Genomic DNA, 21191 nt, shown 5'->3' on the forward strand with positions numbered 1-21191 from the left:
AAGGAGCTAAATAACAATTACATCTTCAACTGGTTCCACAGCTCCATTAATTCTATTTCTTATTCAATCTCTAAACTCACAAAAAACATTTTACGCTTCGGCAGACATAGAAAAAACCAGATTTAGCAGGATATTAAAACTTGGGAGATTGGACGAAATATATGCAGACGAAGTTTACGGAATCGTAGCAGCTATCGGCGTAGAGCCATTGGTTCTTTTTGAATATTTCTTTGAGGAAGCTAAGCATACAACTTATGAGCTGTAATTTAAGATTCTAGAGCTAAATGCTACGCACAAAAAGGAGTCAATCCATGAACAACCAAGAAAGACAATAGATATAAGCAATAATAATTATCCAAAACAAAATAAACCTAAAAACCTATAAAACAGCACAAATACACTAAAACAACGTATTTCTATGTGTGTTATAATATAACCAAGTGGGTGACCATTAAAACGAAACAACAGAAAATATAAGTATAAAATTATACCATATATAAATTAATTAGTATGTTTGTATACTTAAATGCTCTGAAATGAATTACGATTTTATTAAGGATATACTGGATTTGGTAGAGGAATTTGAAGATCAAAACGTTGGTCTGAACAAATCGACAGTAACCGTCGAAGATTTCAAAAAGTGGATTTCAACAAATTACGACCCCCAGAGCCTAAGTGCTGAACCAGATTGGGAAGGAAAAGAAAAGGGCCGCTCGCCCGAAAGTGTTATAAACACGCTGATCGTACATATGAACCGTTATGCTAAAAGCTATTCAAAATCGGCTATTTTCGGTTCTGATTTTTCTTCGCAGGAAGATTTCATTTACCTCATTAATCTCAAAGCTTTTGGTGAAATAAAAAAAATGGACCTTATAAAAAAGAACGTGCACGAAAAACCTGTCGGAATGCAGGTTATTAACCGCCTGATCGGAAAAGGGTGGGTAGAGCAGGCTGATTCGAAAACAGATAAAAGAAGTAAGGTCTTAAAAATTACACAAAAAGGTATCCAGACTCTGGAAGGCCAAATGGATAAAATCAGAAGAGCAACTGAAATTGTAACAGGCGACCTAACCACAAATGAAAAAATGGAATTGATCCGCCTACTCAATAAGCTGAATGATTTTCATAGGATGATATATGACAAAAATATAGAACCAGAATATCTGTTGGACAAAGCCTTAAAAAATATCGGCTGATGAAAAAGAAAATAGCTGTGATCGGTGCAGGATTTTCGGGTTTGTCGGCGGCGGCATATCTGGCCAAAGCCGGTCATGATGTACATGTTTTTGAAAAGCACGACCGGCCTGGAGGTAGAGCCAGACAATTTACTACGGGACAGGGATATATTTTTGATATGGGACCAAGCTGGTATTGGATGCCAGATATAATGGATGGTTTCTTTGCCGACTTCGGTTATAAAACGACTGATTTTTTTGAGCTGGTACCCCTGAACCCACAATTTCAGATGATTTTTGCAGAGGACAAAATTAATATTCCTGATAGTATAGAAGAGCTAAAAATAGTATTTGAAGAGATCGAAAAAGGTGCAGGCCGGCAATTAGAAAAGTTTATGCATTCGGCAAAATTTAAATATGAAGTGGGAATGCAGGATTTTGTGAATAAGCCATGCCACAGTTGGACTGAATTTATTTCTATACAGATAGCAAAAAGTGCACTAAGATTAGATTTACTTACGAACTTCAGGTCCTACGTATCCCGATATTTTAAAAGCGATAAACTAAGAACATTAATGGAATTTCCGGTGATTTTCTTGGGTGCCTCTCCTAAAAATATTCCTGCATTATATAGTCTTATGAACTATGGCGGCTATGCACTGGGGACTTACTATCCGATGGGCGGGTTTTACGAATTGGTATTGGCCATGAAAAAAATAGCCGAGAAACAAGGAGCCAGCTTCTACTTCAACAAGACTATCGAAAGTATCAATGCGCAGGACTGCGAAGTAAAATCTTTGATTATAAATGGCCAAAAACATGAATACGATGCGGTGATCGCGTCTTCGGATTATCATCATACGGAAACTCTTTTGAAACCGGAGTATAGAAACTATGATGACAATTATTGGAAAAAAAAGATGTTTGCACCATCTAGCCTAATCTTCTATCTGGGTATTAATGAAACCATCCCAAATCTTAAACACCATACGCTCTTTTTTGAAAACGAACTGGATGAACATATAGACTGTATATACAAAGATAAAAAATGGCCCGAGAAGCCACTATTTTACGCCTGTTGCCCTTCTAAGACGGATGGCAATGTTGCTCCTAAAGGAAAAGAAAATCTGTTTTTGTTAATGCCGCTGGCCACCGGCATAAATGATGAGGAGCCGATGAGAGAAAAATACCTATCAGAAATGCTTTCAAGAATTGAAAGACTTACGGGGCTATGCAATCTGCGGTCTAAAATTGAATACAAAAAAAGCTACTGCGTCAGTGATTTCCTATCTGACTACAATGCGTATGGTGGTAATGCCTATGGATTGGCCAATACGCTCGGACAGACGGCGGTCCTAAAACCTAAAATAAGAAACAAAAAGTTAAAAAATCTATTCTACACAGGCCAGATTACTGTTCCGGGACCGGGCGTACCACCGTCGATTATATCAGGAAAAATTGTAGCAAACGAAATAAACAAAAACTGAGTACTATGAAACAGCTATTTGATGAACTCTCTTACTCGGTAAGTAAGATAACCACGCAAAAATACAGTACAAGCTTTTCTCTGGGGATCCTAGCTCTAAACCCCAAGATCCGAACAGCGGTATATGCTATTTATGGTTATGTAAGGCTGGCGGACGAAATCGTAGACAGCTTTCACGGTTATGATAAAAAACAGTTGCTGAACCGATTGAAAAAGGAAACAGATATCGCTCTAGCAGAAAAAATATCGCTGAATCCGATTTTGCAGGCGTTTCAGGAAACAGTACGTAAATATGCTATCGAAAAAAGTCTGATTGATCAATTCTTACATAGTATGGAAATGGATCTACAGCAGATAGATTATAATTCTGATCGGTATAAGGAGTATATCTTTGGTTCGGCGGAGGTGGTAGGACTGATGTGTCTGAAGGTATTTACAGAGGGCAACAAACAACAGTATGAGGAGCTGAAACCTTATGCCATGAAGTTGGGTGCTGCGTTTCAAAAAATAAATTTTTTGAGGGATCTGAAAGATGACTATCATATTCTAGGACGCTCTTACTTCCCGAACATCGATATGAGGGTTTTTGATAATAATGTTAAATCGCAGATAGAAGTAGAAATTGGAGAAGACTTTAAAGTGGCACTGACCGGAATAAAGAAGTTACCAAGTTCTTCCATATTCGGGGTGTACCTGGCTTATAAATACTACTTGTCTTTATTCAAAAAAATAAAAAGAAAATCGTCCATAGACATATTAAATAAAAGGGTGAGAGTGCCCAATTCTGAAAAAGCTTATGTAGCGTTAATAAGTTACCTTAGGTACAAAACTGCTTTTTTATGATGTCGGCGTTCGGAAGAACTGATTTATTATTGGATAAAAGATAATGAAACATCAACTATACAGAGAACAACAATTGCACTGCGATATACAAACGGCCTGGGATTTCTTCTCATCGCCAATGAATCTCTCAAAAATCACACCGGATGATATGGGATTTACAGTGCTGTCCGACTTCAGGAACGAGCCGATATACGAAGGAATGATTATCGATTATACGGTCTCGCCGATACTAGGTATCCCTCTGAAATGGAGAACAAGAATAACACAGGTTGATAGCCTCAAAAGTTTTACCGATCTGCAAGAAAAAGGACCTTATAAATATTGGAACCATTTTCACGAATTTATACCCAACGCAGATGGCGTGCTGATGAAAGATACGGTAGATTATGAATTACCCTGGGGGATACTAGGGGCCATCGCACACCAGACATTTGTAAGAAATAAACTGGAATCTATTTTTGATTTCCGCTACCGAGTATTAGAACAAAAATTTAAAATATAACTCTGGATGAATGTACTAATCGTATTGTCAACATTTGTGCTGATGGAAGGGGCAACCTGGCTGATACATAAATATATCATGCATGGTTTTCTTTGGAGCCTGCACAGAGACCACCACGACCATACCACTGCGGGCAACCTGGAAAAAAACGACTTGTTTTTCGTGATATTTGCATTGCCCACCATAGCGCTGATGTACTTTGGCTCATTAGAGCATTTCAATCATCTTTTTTATATAGGCCTGGGAATAATGCTGTATGGAATGGCTTATTTTTTTGTGCACGATATTTTTATTCATCAACGGCTTAAATATTTCGCACGCACCACAAACCCTTATTTCTTAGCGCTTCGTAGGGCACACAAACAACATCACAAGCATATGGGAAAAGAAGGAGGTGAATGTTTCGGATTTCTATATGTGCCGTTTAAATATTTCAAGATAGTTTTAAATGCTCGTAAAAAATGGTAGCATATACATACGCATTGATATTATTTTTCACGGTCATCATTTGCTTTGTCGCATCTTTTGATCGGAGATTACTTTTTAATTTGCATTTCGGTGCATTTTTGAAAGCGGCTGTTCTGGTAGCCATTCCTTTTATCACATGGGATATCTGGTTTACGGCCAAAGGGGTCTGGTGGTTTAATACGGATTATACGCTCGGAATAGTGATTGCAGGATTACCGATAGAAGAATGGCTATTCTTTATTTTTATCCCGTTTTCCTGTGTATTCACTTATTTCTGTTTCGATAAGTTTTTCAAATTAGAATGGCTCTCGGGATTTAATAATTTAATCATTTTTGTGAGTGTAATTGTATGCGCGGTGATAGCTCTGTTATATCACGACAGAATTTATACCCTAACCACTGCTGTAGTTACGATTGCAACCTTAATATATCTCCATTTCATTGTCAAAGCAGATTGGATTGCCAAAGCTTCTCTTGTTTTTACGATTTTGATGTTAGGTTTTTTTCCGGTAAATGGTGTCCTGACAGGAACAGGCTTGGAATCTCCTATCGTAAATTACAATCCTGACGACTTCTTGGGAATAAGAATACTCACAATACCGATCGAAGATGCTGTATATGGTTATACCCAATTCCTTTTGATCTTATATTTTTTCAAAAGGTTTAAAAGAGACTAAAAACGCAAACCAGCACTAGAAAATCATAAATCATTTAAACTAACAAGCTATGAAAACAAGTCTTGGAATATTAAATATTGCCGCTCTGTTACTCACTGTCTCTATTAGTTATTTGTCTAACTTGGGATTTTTAAACGGCGAAACAATGGCGAGTATATCGGCAAAACATCAAACGCTGTTTACACCTGCAGGATATGCCTTTTCTATCTGGGGTATTATTTATTTGGCATTGACGGGTTTTGTGATTTACTATAGTCCTGGAAAGAAAAGGGCCAATCAGAAAGAAAAGGTGGTTTTAGCTATCGGATGGTGGTTTGTTGTATCCTCTGTCGCCAACAGCTTGTGGGTAGTCACATGGATGTATGGCTATACCTTCATTTCTATAATTTTAATGCTTTTAATTTTTGCCTCATTATTGATCATAATACAAAAAACAAAAACCGAAGTAAAAAATTGCAGCGTGAAAACATGGCTTCTTCTACAATTGCCATTTCAACTATATGCTGGTTGGATTTCAGTAGCTTTGATTGCCAACACTGCCTTTTGGTTAAAAAAAGTAGAATGGAACGGCTTTGGTATTTCAGAACCTATCTGGACAATAATGATGATCATTATTGCTGCTTCTGTCCACTTGTATATGATATGGAAGCAACACATGCCTGTATTTGCTCTAGTTGCTGTATGGGCGTTCATTGCAATCGCGGTGGCCAATCAACAAGTTAACTACGCTGTTGCCGCTACAGCATTAAGTCTGGCGGTATTCATATTTCTAAATATTGCTATCTATGCTTTTATCAGAAAATCAGTCCAATAAAAAATAGAGTGATACCAGCGGTCAAAAGCGTTTTCTAAAAATTTATATATGGAAAGAAATAAAGTTGTGCTTGTAGACAGGAATGATAATGCTACCGGAGAAATGGAGAAGATACTCGCACATCAGCAAGGTAAGCTACATCGGGCCTTCTCTGTTTTTATTTTTAACGATAAAGGTGAACTACTCTTACAGCAAAGAGCTAAAAATAAATATCACGGCGGAGGTCTATGGACAAATACTTGTTGTTCGCATCCCCAATGGGAAGAAGATGTACGCACTAGCGCCATAGAACGCCTGAACTATGAAATGGGGCTGCGTACTGATCTATCATTTGTATTTTCATTTATATATCGTGCTCCTGTCGAGAATAATCTGACAGAACACGAATTGGATTACATTTTTATCGGTTATTCTAACCAAGATCCCGTCCCAAATCAAGAGGAAGTTCAAGACTATAAATGGATCGGTACAAATACAATACTTTTGGACATAATTGAGAATCCATCGCATTATACGGTTTGGTTTAAATCAGCTCTCCCGACACTGCTTTCAAAGATACAGTTATGCAAAAAAGATTTATTGGAAGAGGAACGTGTTTCAAAGGGCTAGCAAGCACCTTGAACTAAAACTGATAAAACTTTGTATCTTTAGATTGACCGGGTGTCAGCTGTGTTGAATTACAAGGCAACAGCGAACATAAGTAAAAAGATATGAAAAGACTACTATTAATACTCCTAACGACGACGATTGGTTTCACCGCTCTGGCACAGGAACAAAAAGCAACAAGCCCTAAAATATCGGTTACATATGCTTACGTGACGGTGAGCAATAAATTCCTATCAAAAAAGCTAAAGGTAAATGTTGACCTCGGCGACAAGCCCGAGCAGCAGGAAGAGGGAAACCGTCTCTCTGACGAGCTATACAACAAAGAATCGCACGCAGCGATACTCAACTATATGGCAGAAAAGAACTTCGAACTGGTAGAGACCATAGCAAAACAACATCCGCACTCTACCGATGCAGGTGCACTGGACGGTATCGTATTCATCATGCGGAAAACACAACAAACCGACAGCTATTAGAAAAAAAACACGATCATGAAGTCAAATTATTTTATACTATTACTACTACTGGCAGTTGGTACCATTCAGGTTGTCTATGGACAACTGCGTATAGTAGAAGAAGTCGAGCATGAGATATACCGATCCGGAAAGAATACGACATATGAGATAGGTAGTCTCGAACTAAAAAATGGGCAGAAAAAAATATATTACCGCAATGCCTCCGAAGAAAAGGATGAAATAGCCTTTGGTGAAATTGTGATTCAGACCCGCCAAGATTTTGACTATCTCTATACCGTCATCATGGACGGCTTTACGGAGAAAGCAGAGCTTCCTATCAAAATGGATCTAGGAGACTCCTACCTCTTTCTGTACTATGACAGGGTAATAGGTGGACGCGTATTGAGAATAGGCCACGCGTATAAAAGCGCTCCTTATCAAAAGATGTTAAGCCATAGACTAAACGAGAAGGATATCAATAAGCTTTTTGGAAAGATGTAGGTTCTGCTAAATTATCGTTACGATCAACAATCCTTGCATGATGAAAACGATTATTGATTTTTAACCGACGAATTGTAAACGGCTCAGAAAATATTTGAAAAAACCGATTATTTTAGAAAAATGATTTGGAGAATATTCGCTATGGACGCGTTCAAAAATTCGATATACGGACTATGTTTATCCTGGTTCATCCTAATACCATATATGCTCCAGGCAAACATGGCACAACCTTATTTTGAAGGCAGCCGCAATGCGGCGATGTATGGCAATGGCAATTATAGCGTACTGGATGAAGTAATTGATATTGATATCAGAAAGGACTCACTTGAAAACAACCTTTACGCTGTATTTAAGGTGCGTTACACCATCCAATCGCCTGGCAAAGTACAGCTTCCCCTATTGTTTTTGGCGCTATACAGATCGCCTAGCCACCGGATCAAGGTAAACGGCAAGACAATTTCTAATCAAGAGCTCACTCCACTCAATTACACAAAGTTCCCGTTCATTTCAAAACTAAAAGAAACGACCGACGATTTATCCTACAGCATAGCTTATGCAGAAAACGAAGGTATTGCCGTCAGATTGGACGATCTGATCTATTTTAATGCGCCACTACAGGAGGGCAAGAATGAAGTTTACATCGAATATGAAACGGATCTTGGATCGGACACCTATGGCTTCTTAAGAAACTATAGCCTTAAATACTCGCTCTATCCGTCAAAGTTCTGGAAGTCATTTGGTCCGATACAAGTCCGCCTGCATCTGAACGGCCTGGCTGAACTCACCGAATCTAATCTCGGAAAACCTGAATACGAGACAGGTACAGCAAAGTGGACTTTACATACAACGGACAACGATCTGGATATCGTGATCAATCATAAAACCAGTCTAGTAGGCAAAATAGTATTATGGCTACACCCTATAGGCATTGCCTCTTTGCTACTGATCGGCATGGTTCTGCTACATGTAAAGTTGATGTCAAACTATCCAAAAAGTAGAAAATATATTTATTGGCTAGGAATCATCATTGTCCCAGCTATTTTTTACACGGCATTTTTTCTATCCTTTGATGCGATAGAATGGATTTTGGGATATACTTCCAAACACGGATATGTATTCTTGTATGTGGTTACCTATCCAATTTTTGTCTTGCTTTATGGTCTTTCCCTATCTTTTCTGAAAAGAAAATACAAATAGCTTACTAAAATATTATTCAAGACAGTCTCTAGGCTTACTGACTACTAGTAATATATTCATTACCTTAGCGGTAATCGCTCTAAGACAATGTTTCGTCACAAAGGAAAAAGAAGGAATTACACACACAATCTAAGACTAGCTTCGATGCTTTCATTTGTCGCGGGCCTGGTAAATGTATGTGGCGTAATGCAGATTCAGATCTTGACAACAAATGTCACTGGTCACTTTGCATATTTTGCGGAGAATATAGTACTTAACAAATATGCAGTGGCCATTACCTTCATCTTGTATGTCACCGCATTCTTAGCGGGTGCATTCTGTTCTAGCTTATTAATCGAGTTATTTTCTCGAAAATCGGTTGTAAGCTCCTATGTCTTTCCAATTTCTATCGAAATAATATGCCTACTCTTTGTCGCATTTTTTGGAGATGCAACCGTCCATCCGTATGTGATAGCCTCTATCCTACTATTCGCGATGGGAACTCAGAATGCATTGGTGAGCAAAATATCAAATTCAGTAGTACGCACGACTCACCTGACAGGTTTATTTACAGATTTAGGTATAGAGCTTTCACTGTTGCTTTTTCATAAAAGAAACAATCAGAACATACGGAAAATCAAACAGAATATTTACTTAAAATTTGTCATCATTTTATTATTTTTCTTTGGATCTGTATTAGGCGGATTTCTCGCTTTACAGTTTCACTTTAAAACGTTGTTTGTGGCAGTAGTCTGTTTGATACTAGCAATGTCCTATGACTATTTTAAGCTGAGCTACGTGCACCTAAGACGAAGGCTATCACATTGACACTAGACAAGCCTCCATTCTTATTCTAAATTGTGGCTAGAAATTGAGCAAATAAAAAAAGAAACTCGATAACCAAGACAAAAACTTAGAGGTTGTATTTTAGTATCTCCACGAAATGGCAGACAAAGAGAAACAGCCTATAACGGAAAGGCAACTGATTGGGTACGAGCCAAAAACCCGATGGGTGTAATCCATAGTCTAGAAACAGTAATAAGTAAAGTGCCCTACCTGTATGGTAGTAAGACAGACATCTTACTTACAATAATCCCCTACCTCTGCACGCATTGGCAATGATAGGGGATTATAATTACATTTTCGACAGAAGTTATGGAACCTCTGGATACAACACAAACTTAAATAGTCGCTCTGCAGACAAGTACTGATCAGCCAGCTGTTGCAGCTCTTTCTTTGTGATACTTTTTAAGCGCTCGTCAGCTGAGAATACACGCAATGGATCTTTTTGATCAATTTCTGTGCTCAAAAGATATGATAGCCAGAATCCATTCTGAACAAGAGCCTGTTGATTAGACAGAAGCTTCTCTGCTATAAATTTATCAACATCTACTTGATCTGGGCCATCTTTTCTTATTTTTTCGATTTCATCGACTGCAGCTTCGGTAAGTTTAGCTACTAACTGTGGATCTGTCGTAAAGGAGATGTTCAATCCAAAACGCTCACGCGGTATCTTTGAAACCGATGGTGAAACGTTGATACTATAAACCCCACTTTCCTTCTCCCTCAGACGTTGCAGTAGCTTCACATTGATACAACTGGATAATGCTTCCATAAGCATGCTATTTCGATCAGAATAGTTAAAATCTCCCAAATAGGCCATTGCTACTGTTGCTTTTTCTTCCTTTCCTTTTCTGATATCCAAGTCAAACCCTTTTGCTGGGGGGTAGCTCGCATTATCTACAAACTGCTCTTTCCTCCCAAGGTTAGGCAATGTACCTAGATATTGAGCAGCATATTGCTCCATTTCATCAAGATTAAAATTACCAACAATCACGAAGGTAAAATCAGAGGCATCAGCAAAGCGGTCCTTAAATATCTCTAATGCGCGATCAAGATTAATCTGTTTGATTTTCTCTTCGCTCGGTCCGGTCTTTCTCGGATCATTATTATACAATACCCTGGTTATGGAATCGGAGAAAAATGTCCCAACATTATTCAGACGATTCTCTAATCCTATTTTGGATTTTTCTAGGTTTGCTTCAATCAACTCGCGGTCTAATCGTGTCTGATAGAAGAAGGCATGAATCAGCTCGAAAGCTGTCTTTACATCCTTCTGTACTGTACTCGCTTTTATTCCTTCTCCGATTTCATTGATGTAAGGCGATACAGATACACTCTTACCATTGAGATATCGGGACAGTTGCAAAGCATCAAAAGGTCCTAATCCGCTAGAACCGACGATGGAGGTTGCATTGACCGCAGACTGAAAGTCTTCCAGATTATACAGTGAATATCCACCTGGGCTAAAAGAAGTAATCTGGATTTCGTCGTTCATGAAATCAGTGGGTTTCATGACTACTTTTACTCCGTTGTCCAATAATATCGTGCGAGAACCAACTCCTTCATTCTGTCTTCTGTCCACAATCTTCGCTGGAGCTGGAAGATCAACCACTAGATCCTCTCCTACAATATCCTCTTGATAAGACTGAGGTTGTACCTTGGTCGCATCATCAATCCAAGCAAGCAGTTGTTTTTCATTGGGCAATTCCTTTGCTTTATTCTCAGGAGCCGTCAACACCATATCCCTGTTCTTGGTGTCTGTATACATAACGGCATGTCTTTGTATATCCTGTAGTGATACTGTTTCTATATTTTTCAATAGAATGGGGAATATGTAATCAAAGCCGGGCGCAGGCTGATCTTTTAGATAATAGGCAAGGATTTCCTCCATATAACTCTGTGATCTTTTTTTACTTTCCTCCGCTTTACTACGCTCTAGTGATGTGCGGTAATTCGTCTTTGCGCGTTGCAATTCGTTGTCTGTAAAACCGTATTGGCGAACTTGCTCAAAAGCCTCATACACAGCATAGATACTCTCCTTCAGTTTACCTGGTTTTGGCGTGATACTGATCGAATTGGTTTCTAATCCTCCTAACAATTCACTACTGCCGAATCCTGCCGACAGAAAAGGGGTACTTGCCTTTCGTGTGAGCTCGCCCAACCGTGCATTCAAAAGTTGCGTAAACAAGCCGCGTTCAAGCGCAATCTTATAGTCCGTGGATTTCATAACCCGAAAAGCAGGGACTTTATAACTGATCTGCAGGCTGGTGGAGGTTATTTCCTCGTCCGTAAAAGTAAGGAACTGGTTCTTTCCGGTCAGTGTTATAGTGTAGTAATTGCGTTTTGGTGCCTTGGAGGGATTTTTAAGATCGCTAAATAACCGGATGACTTCCTTCTCTATAGCGACCTCATCGATATCGCCAACGATAATCAGTGCCTGCAACTCAGGCCTGTACCAATCTTTGTAGAACTCGCGGATTTCGCTGTATTTGAAGTTCTTCAATATCTCTTCTGTCCCTATGGGCAACCGGTTAGCATAGCGTGAATTATTGGTCAACATCGGAAAAGTCTTCTCCTGAAGTCGGCTAGACAGTCCTCCTCGTTGTCTTTTTTCTTCTAATATGACGCCTCTTTCCTGATCAATTTCATCGTCTTCCAGAAGGGCACCATGAGCCCAGTCTCTCATGATGATAAGCCCCTGTTTCAATAATTCGGGATCATTGCTCGGAAGAGGAAGCTGGTACACCGTCTCGTCAAATCCGGTATAGGCGTTTAGATCTGCACCGAACCGTATTCCTGAGCGCTGTAAATAGTCAACCAGCTCATTTTTTGGAAAATGCGTGGTGCCATTAAAATTCATATGCTCCAAGAAATGCGCCAGCCCCTGTTGTCTGTCTGTTTCTAGAATAGACCCGACCTTGTTGGCAAGGTACATCACCATCCGGTCTTTGGGCTCTGCATTTTTGAGTATATAGTACTCGAATCCATTGGGCAATACTCCCTTTTTCACCTTAGGGTCCAGTGGTATCTCTAAGCCCCTCCCTTTTTTTTGATAAGCCTTTGTATTTACATCTTTTTGGGCCATGGCCGCTAGATGTGTAAATAGCAAGGCTATAATCCATAAGACCTTTATCTCTCTATAGTATACATTCATTATTATCTAATCTTTTCTATTTTTAATTATTCAGTAGATCTAAAATCCCTTCATTCCTGATAATAACCATACCATGCTTATCAGCACTGATCCCCTCCTGAGCGATATAGGGATACGTCGGCACCGCATCCACCATTACGGTGGGCATATACCTAAATGTGACGGTTTTATCTTCTTGGGCAATGACTTCGCCAACTTCGACAATATGAGTGGATATGATAAAGAAGGTGTGTTTGAATGTCACAAAACTCTTTGTGACAGCCAGCGTAGCATCAAACGCATCTTTTACATTAGTGCCTTTAAACAGTTCATCAAACAATACAAATAGGTATTTGCCCTGTTCGACCTGCTCCGCAATGGTCTTTACCCGCATCACCTCTGCATAGTAATGACTGAATCCTTGCTGTAAACTATCATCCACATTGATTGAGGTAAATATCCCCTCTCGTACAGAAAATGTCATTGCTACCGCAGCAATAGGAAATCCCATATGGGCGAGGTAAAGGTTTATACTGGCTGTTTTCATAAATGTCGACTTGCCAGCCATATTGGCTCCAGTCAGAAAAACAAGGTTCTTGTCTGTCTGCATGGCCATATCATTGCCCACTCCCCTGACCAGTCGAGGATGTCTTCCTCCTTTGATCTCCAACACATCGGCAGACCGCTCCAATGCGACAGCATAGGCAAATCCTCTTTCTCTCGCCAGAGTGCCTACAGCATGGAACACATCGATCTGATAAATAAGGTCGATAAGCTCTAGTAGCTGATCGGCATGGGCACTCAATTGATAATCCAGGTCTGCGAGCCGCTGCCAATCGATTCCCTTCGAGTCAGGTTTTCGAAGCACATCCTTTTGGACCAATGATCCCAATAGGGTATAGGCCCAATGTAGTCTTGCGCTGAAGTCACCCCCTCCTGTTTTAGACAACTGCTGCTCCAGATAGTCTTTCAGCACATGGAGAGTTTTCAATGATGAGAAAATACCTAGAGCCAATTCTGAAATCTTCTCATCCTTGACTACTTGTTCAGCGATCTTCTGACAGAACACACGAATCACAGTAGCCATTTTGTTCGTAGGCCTACGGCTCGCCACATAACGCTCGAATAGGGCGAACTCTTCTCTGTCGAGCTCCAAGAGTACACCGTGTTCGGTGAAATAGCTGAATGTAGCTGATCGGTTGTTGATTTCGTCAGCATCGACCATAGGTTCCTGAAACCACCTTTCCAACAGAAGTTCGCCGCCTTTGGTACGTGTCCTATTGAACAACGAGAAGATGGAGTTTGGATCAAATCGGCCTACCAGATTTAAATCTTTTTGGGTTTGGGCATCGGTAAGAAATATCTTTGCCGCTGCTGTCTTAATATTGCGATCAGCTTTTGATAAACTCTCTAAGATACCCTCATTATTAATGATCAGCATTCCATGTCGATCGGCCGTAACCCCCGCCTGCAAGGTATAGGTATATCTCGGCTTTGTGCCCTCCATAATGGTTGGCAAGAAGAGGTACTGTATCCCTTGTGTGTCCTTTTTTAGATCTGTAGCAGCCTCTATAATATGAGTTGATATGACAAAGGCACTATTCCGCTTTGTGGCGAATGCTCTGGTCAGCTCTACGGTGCCTTCATAGGCGTCTTTAACATTGGTCCCTCTAAAGAGCTCATCAAACAGCACAAATAAGCGCTGTCCATTGGAAAGCATCTGCGCCACCATACGGATCCGCTTTACCTCTGCGAGAAAATGGCTATATCCCATATCAATATTGTCCGACAGGTTGATACTACTGATCAACCCATCGAACGCACTAAACACCATTTTTTGTGCCGGTACGGGAAAACCGATATGTGCTAGATACACTGTTATACCGATAGACTTCATAAATGTTGACTTGCCTGCCATATTGGCTCCTGTAAGAAACACAACATTATTGTGGCTATCCAAAGAGACTGTATTTGCTTTGGCATTAGGTACCAGTGGATGGTACAGGCCATCGACTTTCAAATCGAACGTAGTATCATTGCGATCTACCACCTCAGGTAGTATAAAACCCCGTTCCTTGGCTACAGCTGCCACCGATATCCAGGCATCCAATTGATAAATATGGTAGAATACCCGAAATACCTCCGCTCTTTTCTTAAACCGATACAGTGTATCACACAAGGCAAGTTGATCAAAAGATACTTTTTGCTGAAATAAAGGCTTACCCACTCCGGAAACCTCTTCAAACAGCACATCCATATCCAACAACAGCTGCTTAAAGTACGCGTCATTCTGGTCGAAGGCAGCAAGAAAGGTGCGCAGTGTGGCGAATACATCCAACATGGCCTTAGCTCCCTCGATCAGTAATTTGGTCTGGCTATCGACCCCAAGTACCTTATTCAACTTTGAATCATAATTCTCCTTTTGGGCACTGAGGCGACTGCGCTCGTCTCCATTCTCTAGATAAGTTGATGCTGCATCAAGCATCGGTCCATCAAAAGGAAAAGCAATATCCTTTGACATAAAATAGTGGAGAATATCGATCCGCTTTCGAATAGCATTGGCGTCCGCCATAGGACTCGCCATAATGTCGTTTAGGAATTCAGCTCCTCCCCTTGTTTTACTCTTATTAAAAAGCTGCCTGACAGAGGCTTTTCCTCCAACAGAGGAAAAACCTAGATCGTTCAGCGTTTGCTTGTCCGCATAAAATCTCATATCGTCTAACTATTTTATAAGCTATCTGCGCTTACGTCTGATCAATATCACCGCCGCAGCCAGTAGCATACCTACCGGTATGACCACTGTAAAAACCATCTTCAACCTTTTCAACCCATCTTTGGTCGCTTCCAGCGTATTATCTGTAGGGAAAGGACGCGTTACGTCTACAGGGATCTTCCCGTCGGACAACCAGTTGAATATACCTGGTATTATAGAAAAATTAGACGTAGGCCAGCGGCGCGTGACAGGATTCAAACCTCCGTTGCTGACTGTCCCTGCATCGGAAAGCACAAAAACACGTTGCTGCTTTCCTGCGACATCACGAGTCGCACCCATCGCAGTAGTATGCCATGCGATCTGCTCACCAATAGCCGGATTACAACGTACACTATCATTTACAAAATCTCTTGTTTCTAATTCATTCCAAGTCTGTAAGGTATCGGGACTAGAATACAGTTTGACTGAATCAGTACGTAATATCGGCTTAAGAACAAATCCTTTATCTGCTAATGGTATTAACGAAGCCGCATTCTCCATGCCGATAAAGAAACGTCGGTCATTGATACTTTGGAAGAAAGAATTTAAAGCCGCACCTTCGGCAGTAGCTCTGGATAGAACCACATTGGCCAATACATCCTGCTTAGGCTGTACAAGACGCCCCGGCATCACCCCTATCCCAAAACGAGCGATAAAATCATTCATCACTTTCGATCCTGGTTTTAGCGCAACCATCAAGTTGCCTCCTTTAGCAATATAAGCTTCGATCTTTTGTTCCTCTGCAGGGGACAGCGCATTATCCATATCTGAAATAACGACAATGTCCATATCTTCAGGGATACCCTGATCGCCCGAAATATCCAAACTTTCTACATCACAGCCTTGATTGGTAAGTGCATACCGGAAAGTTTTAGCATCACTGAACATCGAATAATCACGGATGCGATCCCCTTTTATAGTCGGCTCGCCATGGCCCTGCAGGAAGCCGATACGTGGCAACTTCATAACCATACGTTTCAATGCGGCAGTGATCTCACTTTCGGACGGAAATTTTTCAAAGTCTTCGTAGATACGTAGGAAAGCCTTTTGTCCATTTTCACGCTCCACAACACGTACAAAAGTATTGCCCTCATCGGTCAAATCTATTGTTTTTTTAAGCTCTGCGGGTGGCATAAACAGCTTAAAATTAAGGTCTCTTAAGTCAGCAACTTCTTTTGCCTGTTCTTCTAAAGACATACCCTTAAACTTGTTATCTACCCAGGGGTTATTACTAGGCTTATCGTAGTAATAGACGTATTTCATCTTAGTCTCCGGTTTAAAGCGGATATAATGCCTTAAACGTTCCATATCGGCTTTGACATTGGATGGTATACCATGCACATACTCTCGATCCAATAAGTTGACATAGGTGGTGATAGTCAGTCCTCCTTCCAATTTGGCAACCACTTCCTGGCTATTCGGCGTCAAGGTATTGTATTTGGTTCGTGTACCGTCATAATATGCCATAATCATTGGCCGGGATGTTACGTAGCCCAAGGTCATTGCAACCGCAGCTACCAGGGCATATCTTCCCCAGGCCCCGGCTTTCGTATCAAAGGTCTGGAAAGAGCGCACTCTTAAAACACTGAATCCTAAGAACATCCCAGTCACAATAACAAAATACAGAACATCTTCAGAACATATTAACCCTTTCGCAAACTCCAAACTACGTCCCGAAAGCGATAGCCAATAGGTAATCTCACGGACAAACTCCATGTCCTGCCAGACCTTATTCATATAAGCTAATGCCGAAAGCACAACTAACGTACCTAGCGCGGCGACTACCTGATATGATGTAAGACTGGACATAAACAATCCAATAGCTGCATAGGCGCAGATCAGGAGGTATATTCCTAAGACACCAATTAATACCGGAGTGATATCGTAATTTTCGATGGTAAACGCCCCCACCAGCACATAAGCTAGAATAATCAATGTCAATAACAATCCATAGCCCATCATCGCTATAAACTTGCCCAATATAATCTGTCGGGGATTGACGGGCGAAGAGAACAACAACTTGATTGATCCACTGCTATACTCTCGACTCATCAGTCCCATAGTCAGCAAAGGCAGATATAAGTGCAAGTATTCCTGTATCTTAATCAACAGACCAAACTGTCCTCCATATAAATTAGCAGACAATGCTACCTGTGGCATTCCCGTAAGCTGATTTTTTAACGTACTCTGCATCAGCTCCATGAAGACCATCCCCGTCTGGAACGCAAATATGATCAGTATAAACCAGGCTATGGGCGAATAAAAAAGCGTATACAGCTCAGCCTTGGCAATTTTTAAAGTCTTTCTCATCTATTTCTTGTAATGTTTAGTATTATGAATTCTTTTTTGACAGACGAGCAAATACATCATCCATAGAGCTCTTTTCAATCTGGAGTCCCATCAATCCCCAACCTTTGGAGACACTATACTCTGCCAGGCGTTGCACCGTATACTTCTCGCCATCGTACCGTAACCTAAATCGGGTTGGACTCAATGATTCCGAGGCATGAATACCTTCGATGGCCATCAACATATCTTCTGTCGGCGGATTATCGAGTGTGACGACGAGCGAATTCGGCTCGATATAGTTATCAAACATCTCGAGTGTCCCCGAAAATACCAGTTGCCCCTCATCAATCATCTTTATTTCCTGGCAGGTAGCCTGTACTTCGGACAAGATATGCGTGGATAGCAAAACAGCTCTCTCTGTAGCGATTTCGCGGATGAGATGCCTTACTTCAAGAATTTGGTTGGGATCCAAACCATTTGTAGGTTCATCCAACACCACAAACTTTGGATTATGAACGATGGCCTGTGCGATCCCTACGCGTTGCTGGTATCCGCCGGAAAGATTGCGAAGCAAGCGATTAGAAAAATGGGCAACACCACAGCGCTCTGCCGCGGCTTGCACCGCACTAGCTATAGCGGCTTTATCATCCATTTTCAGTTCAGCACAATAGGTCAAGTACTCCTTGACTGTAAAGTCCAAGTGCAACGGCAATTTCTGAGGCATGAATCCGATTTGCTTTTTTGCATTCACCGGATCCTGTTTCATACTTATGCCATCGATAAAAACCTCGCCTTTACTCTGTTTCAACACACCACAGATGATGTTCATGGTCGTCGATTTGCCAGCACCATTGGAACCTAACAAACCCACCACTCCTTTCGAGTCAATCTCAAAACTGATATCTTTTACAGCCCATTGGGTCGCATACTTATGCGAGAGATCCTCCACTTTTACAAGCGTATTTTGCATAATATTATATAACGTGAGTTTTAATTGCTTGAGTTAGGGGCACACTTGACTCTCGAATAATAGAGCCAAGTGCAACCCTAGTTTATTTTAGTATCTATCATTAGCTATTGCCCGAACATCAATACCATAGCCATTCTTAAAGTGATTGACCAAAAGGTCAAATTTCTCCTTGATCAATGGATATTGCAGGTACTTAGCCATTTCTGCATCATTACGCTGTATCAGATGCAACAAATAAGAATTCAAGTCGTTACTTTTAGCTTGCGTCCAGGCATAACTGCCATTATACCATTCCATCACCGTAACAGCACCGCTCACGGTATTGACAAAATAGCTCCCTGGCAAAAATCCCCGATTTCTATAAGCGGCATTATTTACTGAGTTTGCTTCCGTCACGGGCAATAGTGGAGCCGCTGTCGTAGCATAATTACTTTTCGTATAGAAAGCTGCCGGAATTGTCACAATACCATTAGCGACATAATACTCCCAAAGCGCTTTCTGCAGTTCGTTTTTCCGCGCCAGTCTCTCTGCTTTCGATAGCGTGCCTAAGGATGCATTCATACCGGCAATGGTAATTCCTTTGCCAAGAATCTTGTAATTGAATACCAGATATGGCTGCCCCGGAGGGCCTGCGGCACCGCGCCAACGTTTTATAGAGTCCACCATCATAACCCTATACGGTAAGGCGGCCCCTTTTTTCATACTCTCTGGCAGGTATTTGAGCCATATATCATCAATATAGTCGAGCATAGCTCCAGTATATTTAGGGTCTCCCAGCACAATAGAGTCTATTGCACTGTTGCCGCTGCCCGTCGATTGGCTCCAGGAGAAATCCTTTTGCGTCACCACATAGAGAAAATATGACCCGTACTTGTCTTTTAATGCCTGAATACGATCATTGTCCGCTTTCGAGGCATTGCCCTGTGGCAGGATATAGTCTGGTTGTATATGGATTTCTGGTTCCAATTTGTCTTTATCACTGCACCCCCATAGCAGTGTATAGCATAGGATCGTCAGTATATATATTCTTACATTCATGTCTACTGTTGATTAATTATTACTATGGTCTATTTAGGATTTCGTTCACCCATAATTCCAGATGGATTTTGCTGCATCTGTGGATTTGCCAATAGAAGGCTGTTGGCAAAAGGAACGGTATACATCGCATCGTTTTTCTCTAACACATATGTCTGCACATTCTCCCCTGCTGCATTCAGGTAACGATGTTCGATAGCAGGCATGCCATAGCGTCGCAAATCAAACCATCGAAATCCCTCATAACAAAATTCTTTGCGTCGCTCGCCACGTATTATCTCCAACAACGCAGTCGCATCTGTAAAGCTATGGTCGACGTAGTCTGTTATCCTATTACGGCGCAGGGTGTTCAGATCTTTGGATGCCGCTTCTGTTTTCCTTTGCTGTGCATAGGCTTCGGCTCTATTCAAAAGTGCCTCCGAACTACGCATCACCTGTTTCAGTGAAGCTCCTGTAGGTAACTTACTCAGGATATGCCAGTCTGGATTTGTTTTTGAGAAGTAGGTACTTCGCACATCTTTTACATCAAATGATGCGACCAGTCCACGGTTAGGGATATATGGATACTGTCCGGGCTGGGTAGCTCCTCCATAAACCCATTCTACCTCTGGATTATCGTAACTCAGATAATTATTTGAGTTTGTTGCCCAAGGTAACAACTGTGCCACACGACCTCCCTTTTCAAATACGGCATTGGCGTGTTTTATACAATTGTCCCAATCTTCCATATGTAAGTATATTCGCGAAAGCAGGATATGTATCGCCCGCTGGTTGATATGAAAATCTCCTCTTACAATGTCTAGAGGTTCCATCAATCGAGAAGCTTCATTTAAATCCGCCAATACCTGACTATAGACCTCCTTTACCTTTACTCGTTTGAAAAAATTCTCTTCCAATCCGGAATGCAGTTTCAACGGTACAGCCAAAGACTCTGGATTTGTACTATATGGCTCTCCATAGATATTTACGAGTTGAAAATAGAGGTAAGCCCGTACAGCCAGCGCTTCTGCCTTGACCCTATCCTTGGCAGATTCGATACCGATAGCTTTATCAATATTGTCCAATATAGCGTTGCAGCCCATAATCCAGACATAGTAACGTGCATAGGGTGTCGATGCGGGGGCTATTGCATACTCGACACCATTACCATCCCTATCCACGAAGGAAGGCTGCCAAGAAAATGTTGGCAACAATCCCTTAGCTGCACTTGATCCAAGCTGACTCGCATCCATTGCAAACTCTACATCATCATCCATATAATAGGTAAAATTGGATGGATCCGGCTTGTCATCAGGATACCCTGACCCCAGCAATAGCTCTTTGTAATCGACCACTGTCTTAGGGATCACCTCGTCCTGCGACTCTTCTTTCAGAAAGTCATTACAAGACAACATACAGCACAGTACCCCTATCGTGCCTAGCGTACGCGTAATATTTTTTATATATAAGGTTTTCATTGTTATCGT

Annotated in this window: 18 protein-coding genes; 12 read left to right on the forward strand and 6 right to left on the reverse strand. The window is 41.0% G+C overall.

Annotation, left to right across the window (positions count from 1 at the left end; genetic code table 11):
• Positions 1 to 536 precede the first annotated feature (536 nt).
• The 12 genes from JKG64_RS19800 (at position 537) to JKG64_RS19855 (ending at position 9531) form a co-directional block, all read left to right on the forward strand.
• Positions 537 to 1196: a MarR family winged helix-turn-helix transcriptional regulator gene (locus tag JKG64_RS19800; protein WP_210356004.1), complete on the forward strand. Its 660-nt coding sequence runs from the start codon at positions 537 to 539 to the stop codon at positions 1194 to 1196.
• A complete protein-coding gene (locus JKG64_RS19805; protein WP_210356005.1) occupies positions 1196 to 2662 on the forward strand; it encodes a phytoene desaturase family protein in 1467 nt (488 codons plus the stop codon). Before JKG64_RS19800 ends, JKG64_RS19805 begins: the two co-directional genes overlap by 1 nt.
• A gap of 5 nt (positions 2663 to 2667) precedes the next feature.
• Positions 2668 to 3504 (forward strand): phytoene/squalene synthase family protein, encoded by an 837-nt coding sequence (locus JKG64_RS19810; protein ID WP_210356006.1) that lies wholly within the window; start codon positions 2668 to 2670, stop codon positions 3502 to 3504.
• Between the two features lie 43 nt (positions 3505 to 3547).
• Complete coding sequence (locus JKG64_RS19815; protein ID WP_210356007.1) at positions 3548 to 4006, forward strand: SRPBCC family protein; 459 nt, start codon at positions 3548 to 3550, stop codon at positions 4004 to 4006.
• Between the two features lie 6 nt (positions 4007 to 4012).
• Positions 4013 to 4474: a sterol desaturase family protein gene (locus JKG64_RS19820; protein ID WP_210356008.1), complete on the forward strand. Its 462-nt coding sequence runs from the start codon at positions 4013 to 4015 to the stop codon at positions 4472 to 4474.
• Complete coding sequence (locus tag JKG64_RS19825) at positions 4468 to 5151, forward strand: lycopene cyclase domain-containing protein (RefSeq protein ID WP_210356009.1); 684 nt, start codon at positions 4468 to 4470, stop codon at positions 5149 to 5151. The genes JKG64_RS19820 and JKG64_RS19825 overlap by 7 nt, the downstream gene beginning before the upstream one ends.
• A gap of 49 nt (positions 5152 to 5200) precedes the next feature.
• Positions 5201 to 5965 carry a hypothetical protein gene (locus JKG64_RS19830; protein ID WP_210356010.1) on the forward strand — a complete coding sequence of 255 codons (765 nt, stop codon included), beginning with the start codon at positions 5201 to 5203 and terminating at the stop codon, positions 5963 to 5965.
• Between the two features lie 48 nt (positions 5966 to 6013).
• A complete protein-coding gene (idi, locus tag JKG64_RS19835; RefSeq protein WP_210356011.1) occupies positions 6014 to 6574 on the forward strand; it encodes an isopentenyl-diphosphate Delta-isomerase in 561 nt (186 codons plus the stop codon).
• 101 nt (positions 6575 to 6675) lie between these two features.
• Positions 6676 to 7047, forward strand: coding sequence for a hypothetical protein (locus JKG64_RS19840; protein ID WP_210356012.1), 372 nt, complete (start codon positions 6676 to 6678; stop codon positions 7045 to 7047).
• Between the two features lie 15 nt (positions 7048 to 7062).
• Entirely contained in the window at positions 7063 to 7527 is a 465-nt protein-coding gene (locus tag JKG64_RS19845; protein ID WP_210356013.1) for a hypothetical protein, read from the forward strand.
• Positions 7528 to 7746: 219 nt separating this feature from the next.
• Positions 7747 to 8724: a hypothetical protein gene (locus tag JKG64_RS19850; RefSeq protein WP_210356014.1), complete on the forward strand. Its 978-nt coding sequence runs from the start codon at positions 7747 to 7749 to the stop codon at positions 8722 to 8724.
• 144 nt (positions 8725 to 8868) lie between these two features.
• Complete coding sequence (locus JKG64_RS19855; protein WP_210356015.1) at positions 8869 to 9531, forward strand: YoaK family protein; 663 nt, start codon at positions 8869 to 8871, stop codon at positions 9529 to 9531.
• Between the two features lie 325 nt (positions 9532 to 9856).
• Here JKG64_RS19855 and JKG64_RS19860 read toward each other — a convergent pair whose 3' ends face one another.
• From JKG64_RS19860 to JKG64_RS19885, 6 genes are all read right to left on the reverse strand, one after another.
• Positions 9857 to 12700 (reverse strand): M16 family metallopeptidase, encoded by a 2844-nt coding sequence (locus JKG64_RS19860; protein WP_210356016.1) that lies wholly within the window; start codon positions 12698 to 12700, stop codon positions 9857 to 9859.
• 22 nt (positions 12701 to 12722) lie between these two features.
• A complete protein-coding gene (locus JKG64_RS19865; RefSeq protein WP_210356017.1) occupies positions 12723 to 15392 on the reverse strand; it encodes a MutS-related protein in 2670 nt (889 codons plus the stop codon).
• Positions 15393 to 15413: 21 nt separating this feature from the next.
• Entirely contained in the window at positions 15414 to 17741 is a 2328-nt protein-coding gene (locus JKG64_RS19870) for a Gldg family protein (RefSeq protein WP_210356018.1), read from the reverse strand.
• A gap of 22 nt (positions 17742 to 17763) precedes the next feature.
• Positions 17764 to 18690 (reverse strand): ABC transporter ATP-binding protein, encoded by a 927-nt coding sequence (locus JKG64_RS19875; protein ID WP_210356019.1) that lies wholly within the window; start codon positions 18688 to 18690, stop codon positions 17764 to 17766.
• A gap of 87 nt (positions 18691 to 18777) precedes the next feature.
• A complete protein-coding gene (locus tag JKG64_RS19880) occupies positions 18778 to 19728 on the reverse strand; it encodes a hypothetical protein (RefSeq protein WP_210356020.1) in 951 nt (316 codons plus the stop codon).
• A 29-nt stretch (positions 19729 to 19757) separates the two neighbouring features.
• Entirely contained in the window at positions 19758 to 21182 is a 1425-nt protein-coding gene (locus JKG64_RS19885) for a RagB/SusD family nutrient uptake outer membrane protein (RefSeq protein WP_210356021.1), read from the reverse strand.
• Positions 21183 to 21191 lie beyond the last annotated feature (9 nt).

Source organism: Sphingobacterium tabacisoli, from assembly GCF_017908035.1.
GTDB lineage: Bacteria > Bacteroidota > Bacteroidia > Sphingobacteriales > Sphingobacteriaceae > Sphingobacterium > Sphingobacterium tabacisoli.

Coding starts and splice junctions, on each gene's coding strand:
- JKG64_RS19800 (WP_210356004.1), top strand. CDS start 537: ATGAATTACGATTTTATTAAGGATATACTGGATTTGGTAGAGGAATTT.
- JKG64_RS19805 (WP_210356005.1), top strand. CDS start 1,196: ATGAAAAAGAAAATAGCTGTGATCGGTGCAGGATTTTCGGGTTTGTCG.
- JKG64_RS19810 (WP_210356006.1), top strand. CDS start 2,668: ATGAAACAGCTATTTGATGAACTCTCTTACTCGGTAAGTAAGATAACC.
- JKG64_RS19815 (WP_210356007.1), top strand. CDS start 3,548: ATGAAACATCAACTATACAGAGAACAACAATTGCACTGCGATATACAA.
- JKG64_RS19820 (WP_210356008.1), top strand. CDS start 4,013: ATGAATGTACTAATCGTATTGTCAACATTTGTGCTGATGGAAGGGGCA.
- JKG64_RS19825 (WP_210356009.1), top strand. CDS start 4,468: ATGGTAGCATATACATACGCATTGATATTATTTTTCACGGTCATCATT.
- JKG64_RS19830 (WP_210356010.1), top strand. CDS start 5,201: ATGAAAACAAGTCTTGGAATATTAAATATTGCCGCTCTGTTACTCACT.
- idi (WP_210356011.1), top strand. CDS start 6,014: ATGGAAAGAAATAAAGTTGTGCTTGTAGACAGGAATGATAATGCTACC.
- JKG64_RS19840 (WP_210356012.1), top strand. CDS start 6,676: ATGAAAAGACTACTATTAATACTCCTAACGACGACGATTGGTTTCACC.
- JKG64_RS19845 (WP_210356013.1), top strand. CDS start 7,063: ATGAAGTCAAATTATTTTATACTATTACTACTACTGGCAGTTGGTACC.
- JKG64_RS19850 (WP_210356014.1), top strand. CDS start 7,747: ATGGCACAACCTTATTTTGAAGGCAGCCGCAATGCGGCGATGTATGGC.
- JKG64_RS19855 (WP_210356015.1), top strand. CDS start 8,869: ATGCTTTCATTTGTCGCGGGCCTGGTAAATGTATGTGGCGTAATGCAG.
- JKG64_RS19860 (WP_210356016.1), bottom strand. CDS start 12,700: ATGAATGTATACTATAGAGAGATAAAGGTCTTATGGATTATAGCCTTG.
- JKG64_RS19865 (WP_210356017.1), bottom strand. CDS start 15,392: ATGAGATTTTATGCGGACAAGCAAACGCTGAACGATCTAGGTTTTTCC.
- JKG64_RS19870 (WP_210356018.1), bottom strand. CDS start 17,741: ATGAGAAAGACTTTAAAAATTGCCAAGGCTGAGCTGTATACGCTTTTT.
- JKG64_RS19875 (WP_210356019.1), bottom strand. CDS start 18,690: ATGCAAAATACGCTTGTAAAAGTGGAGGATCTCTCGCATAAGTATGCG.
- JKG64_RS19880 (WP_210356020.1), bottom strand. CDS start 19,728: ATGAATGTAAGAATATATATACTGACGATCCTATGCTATACACTGCTA.
- JKG64_RS19885 (WP_210356021.1), bottom strand. CDS start 21,182: ATGAAAACCTTATATATAAAAAATATTACGCGTACGCTAGGCACGATA.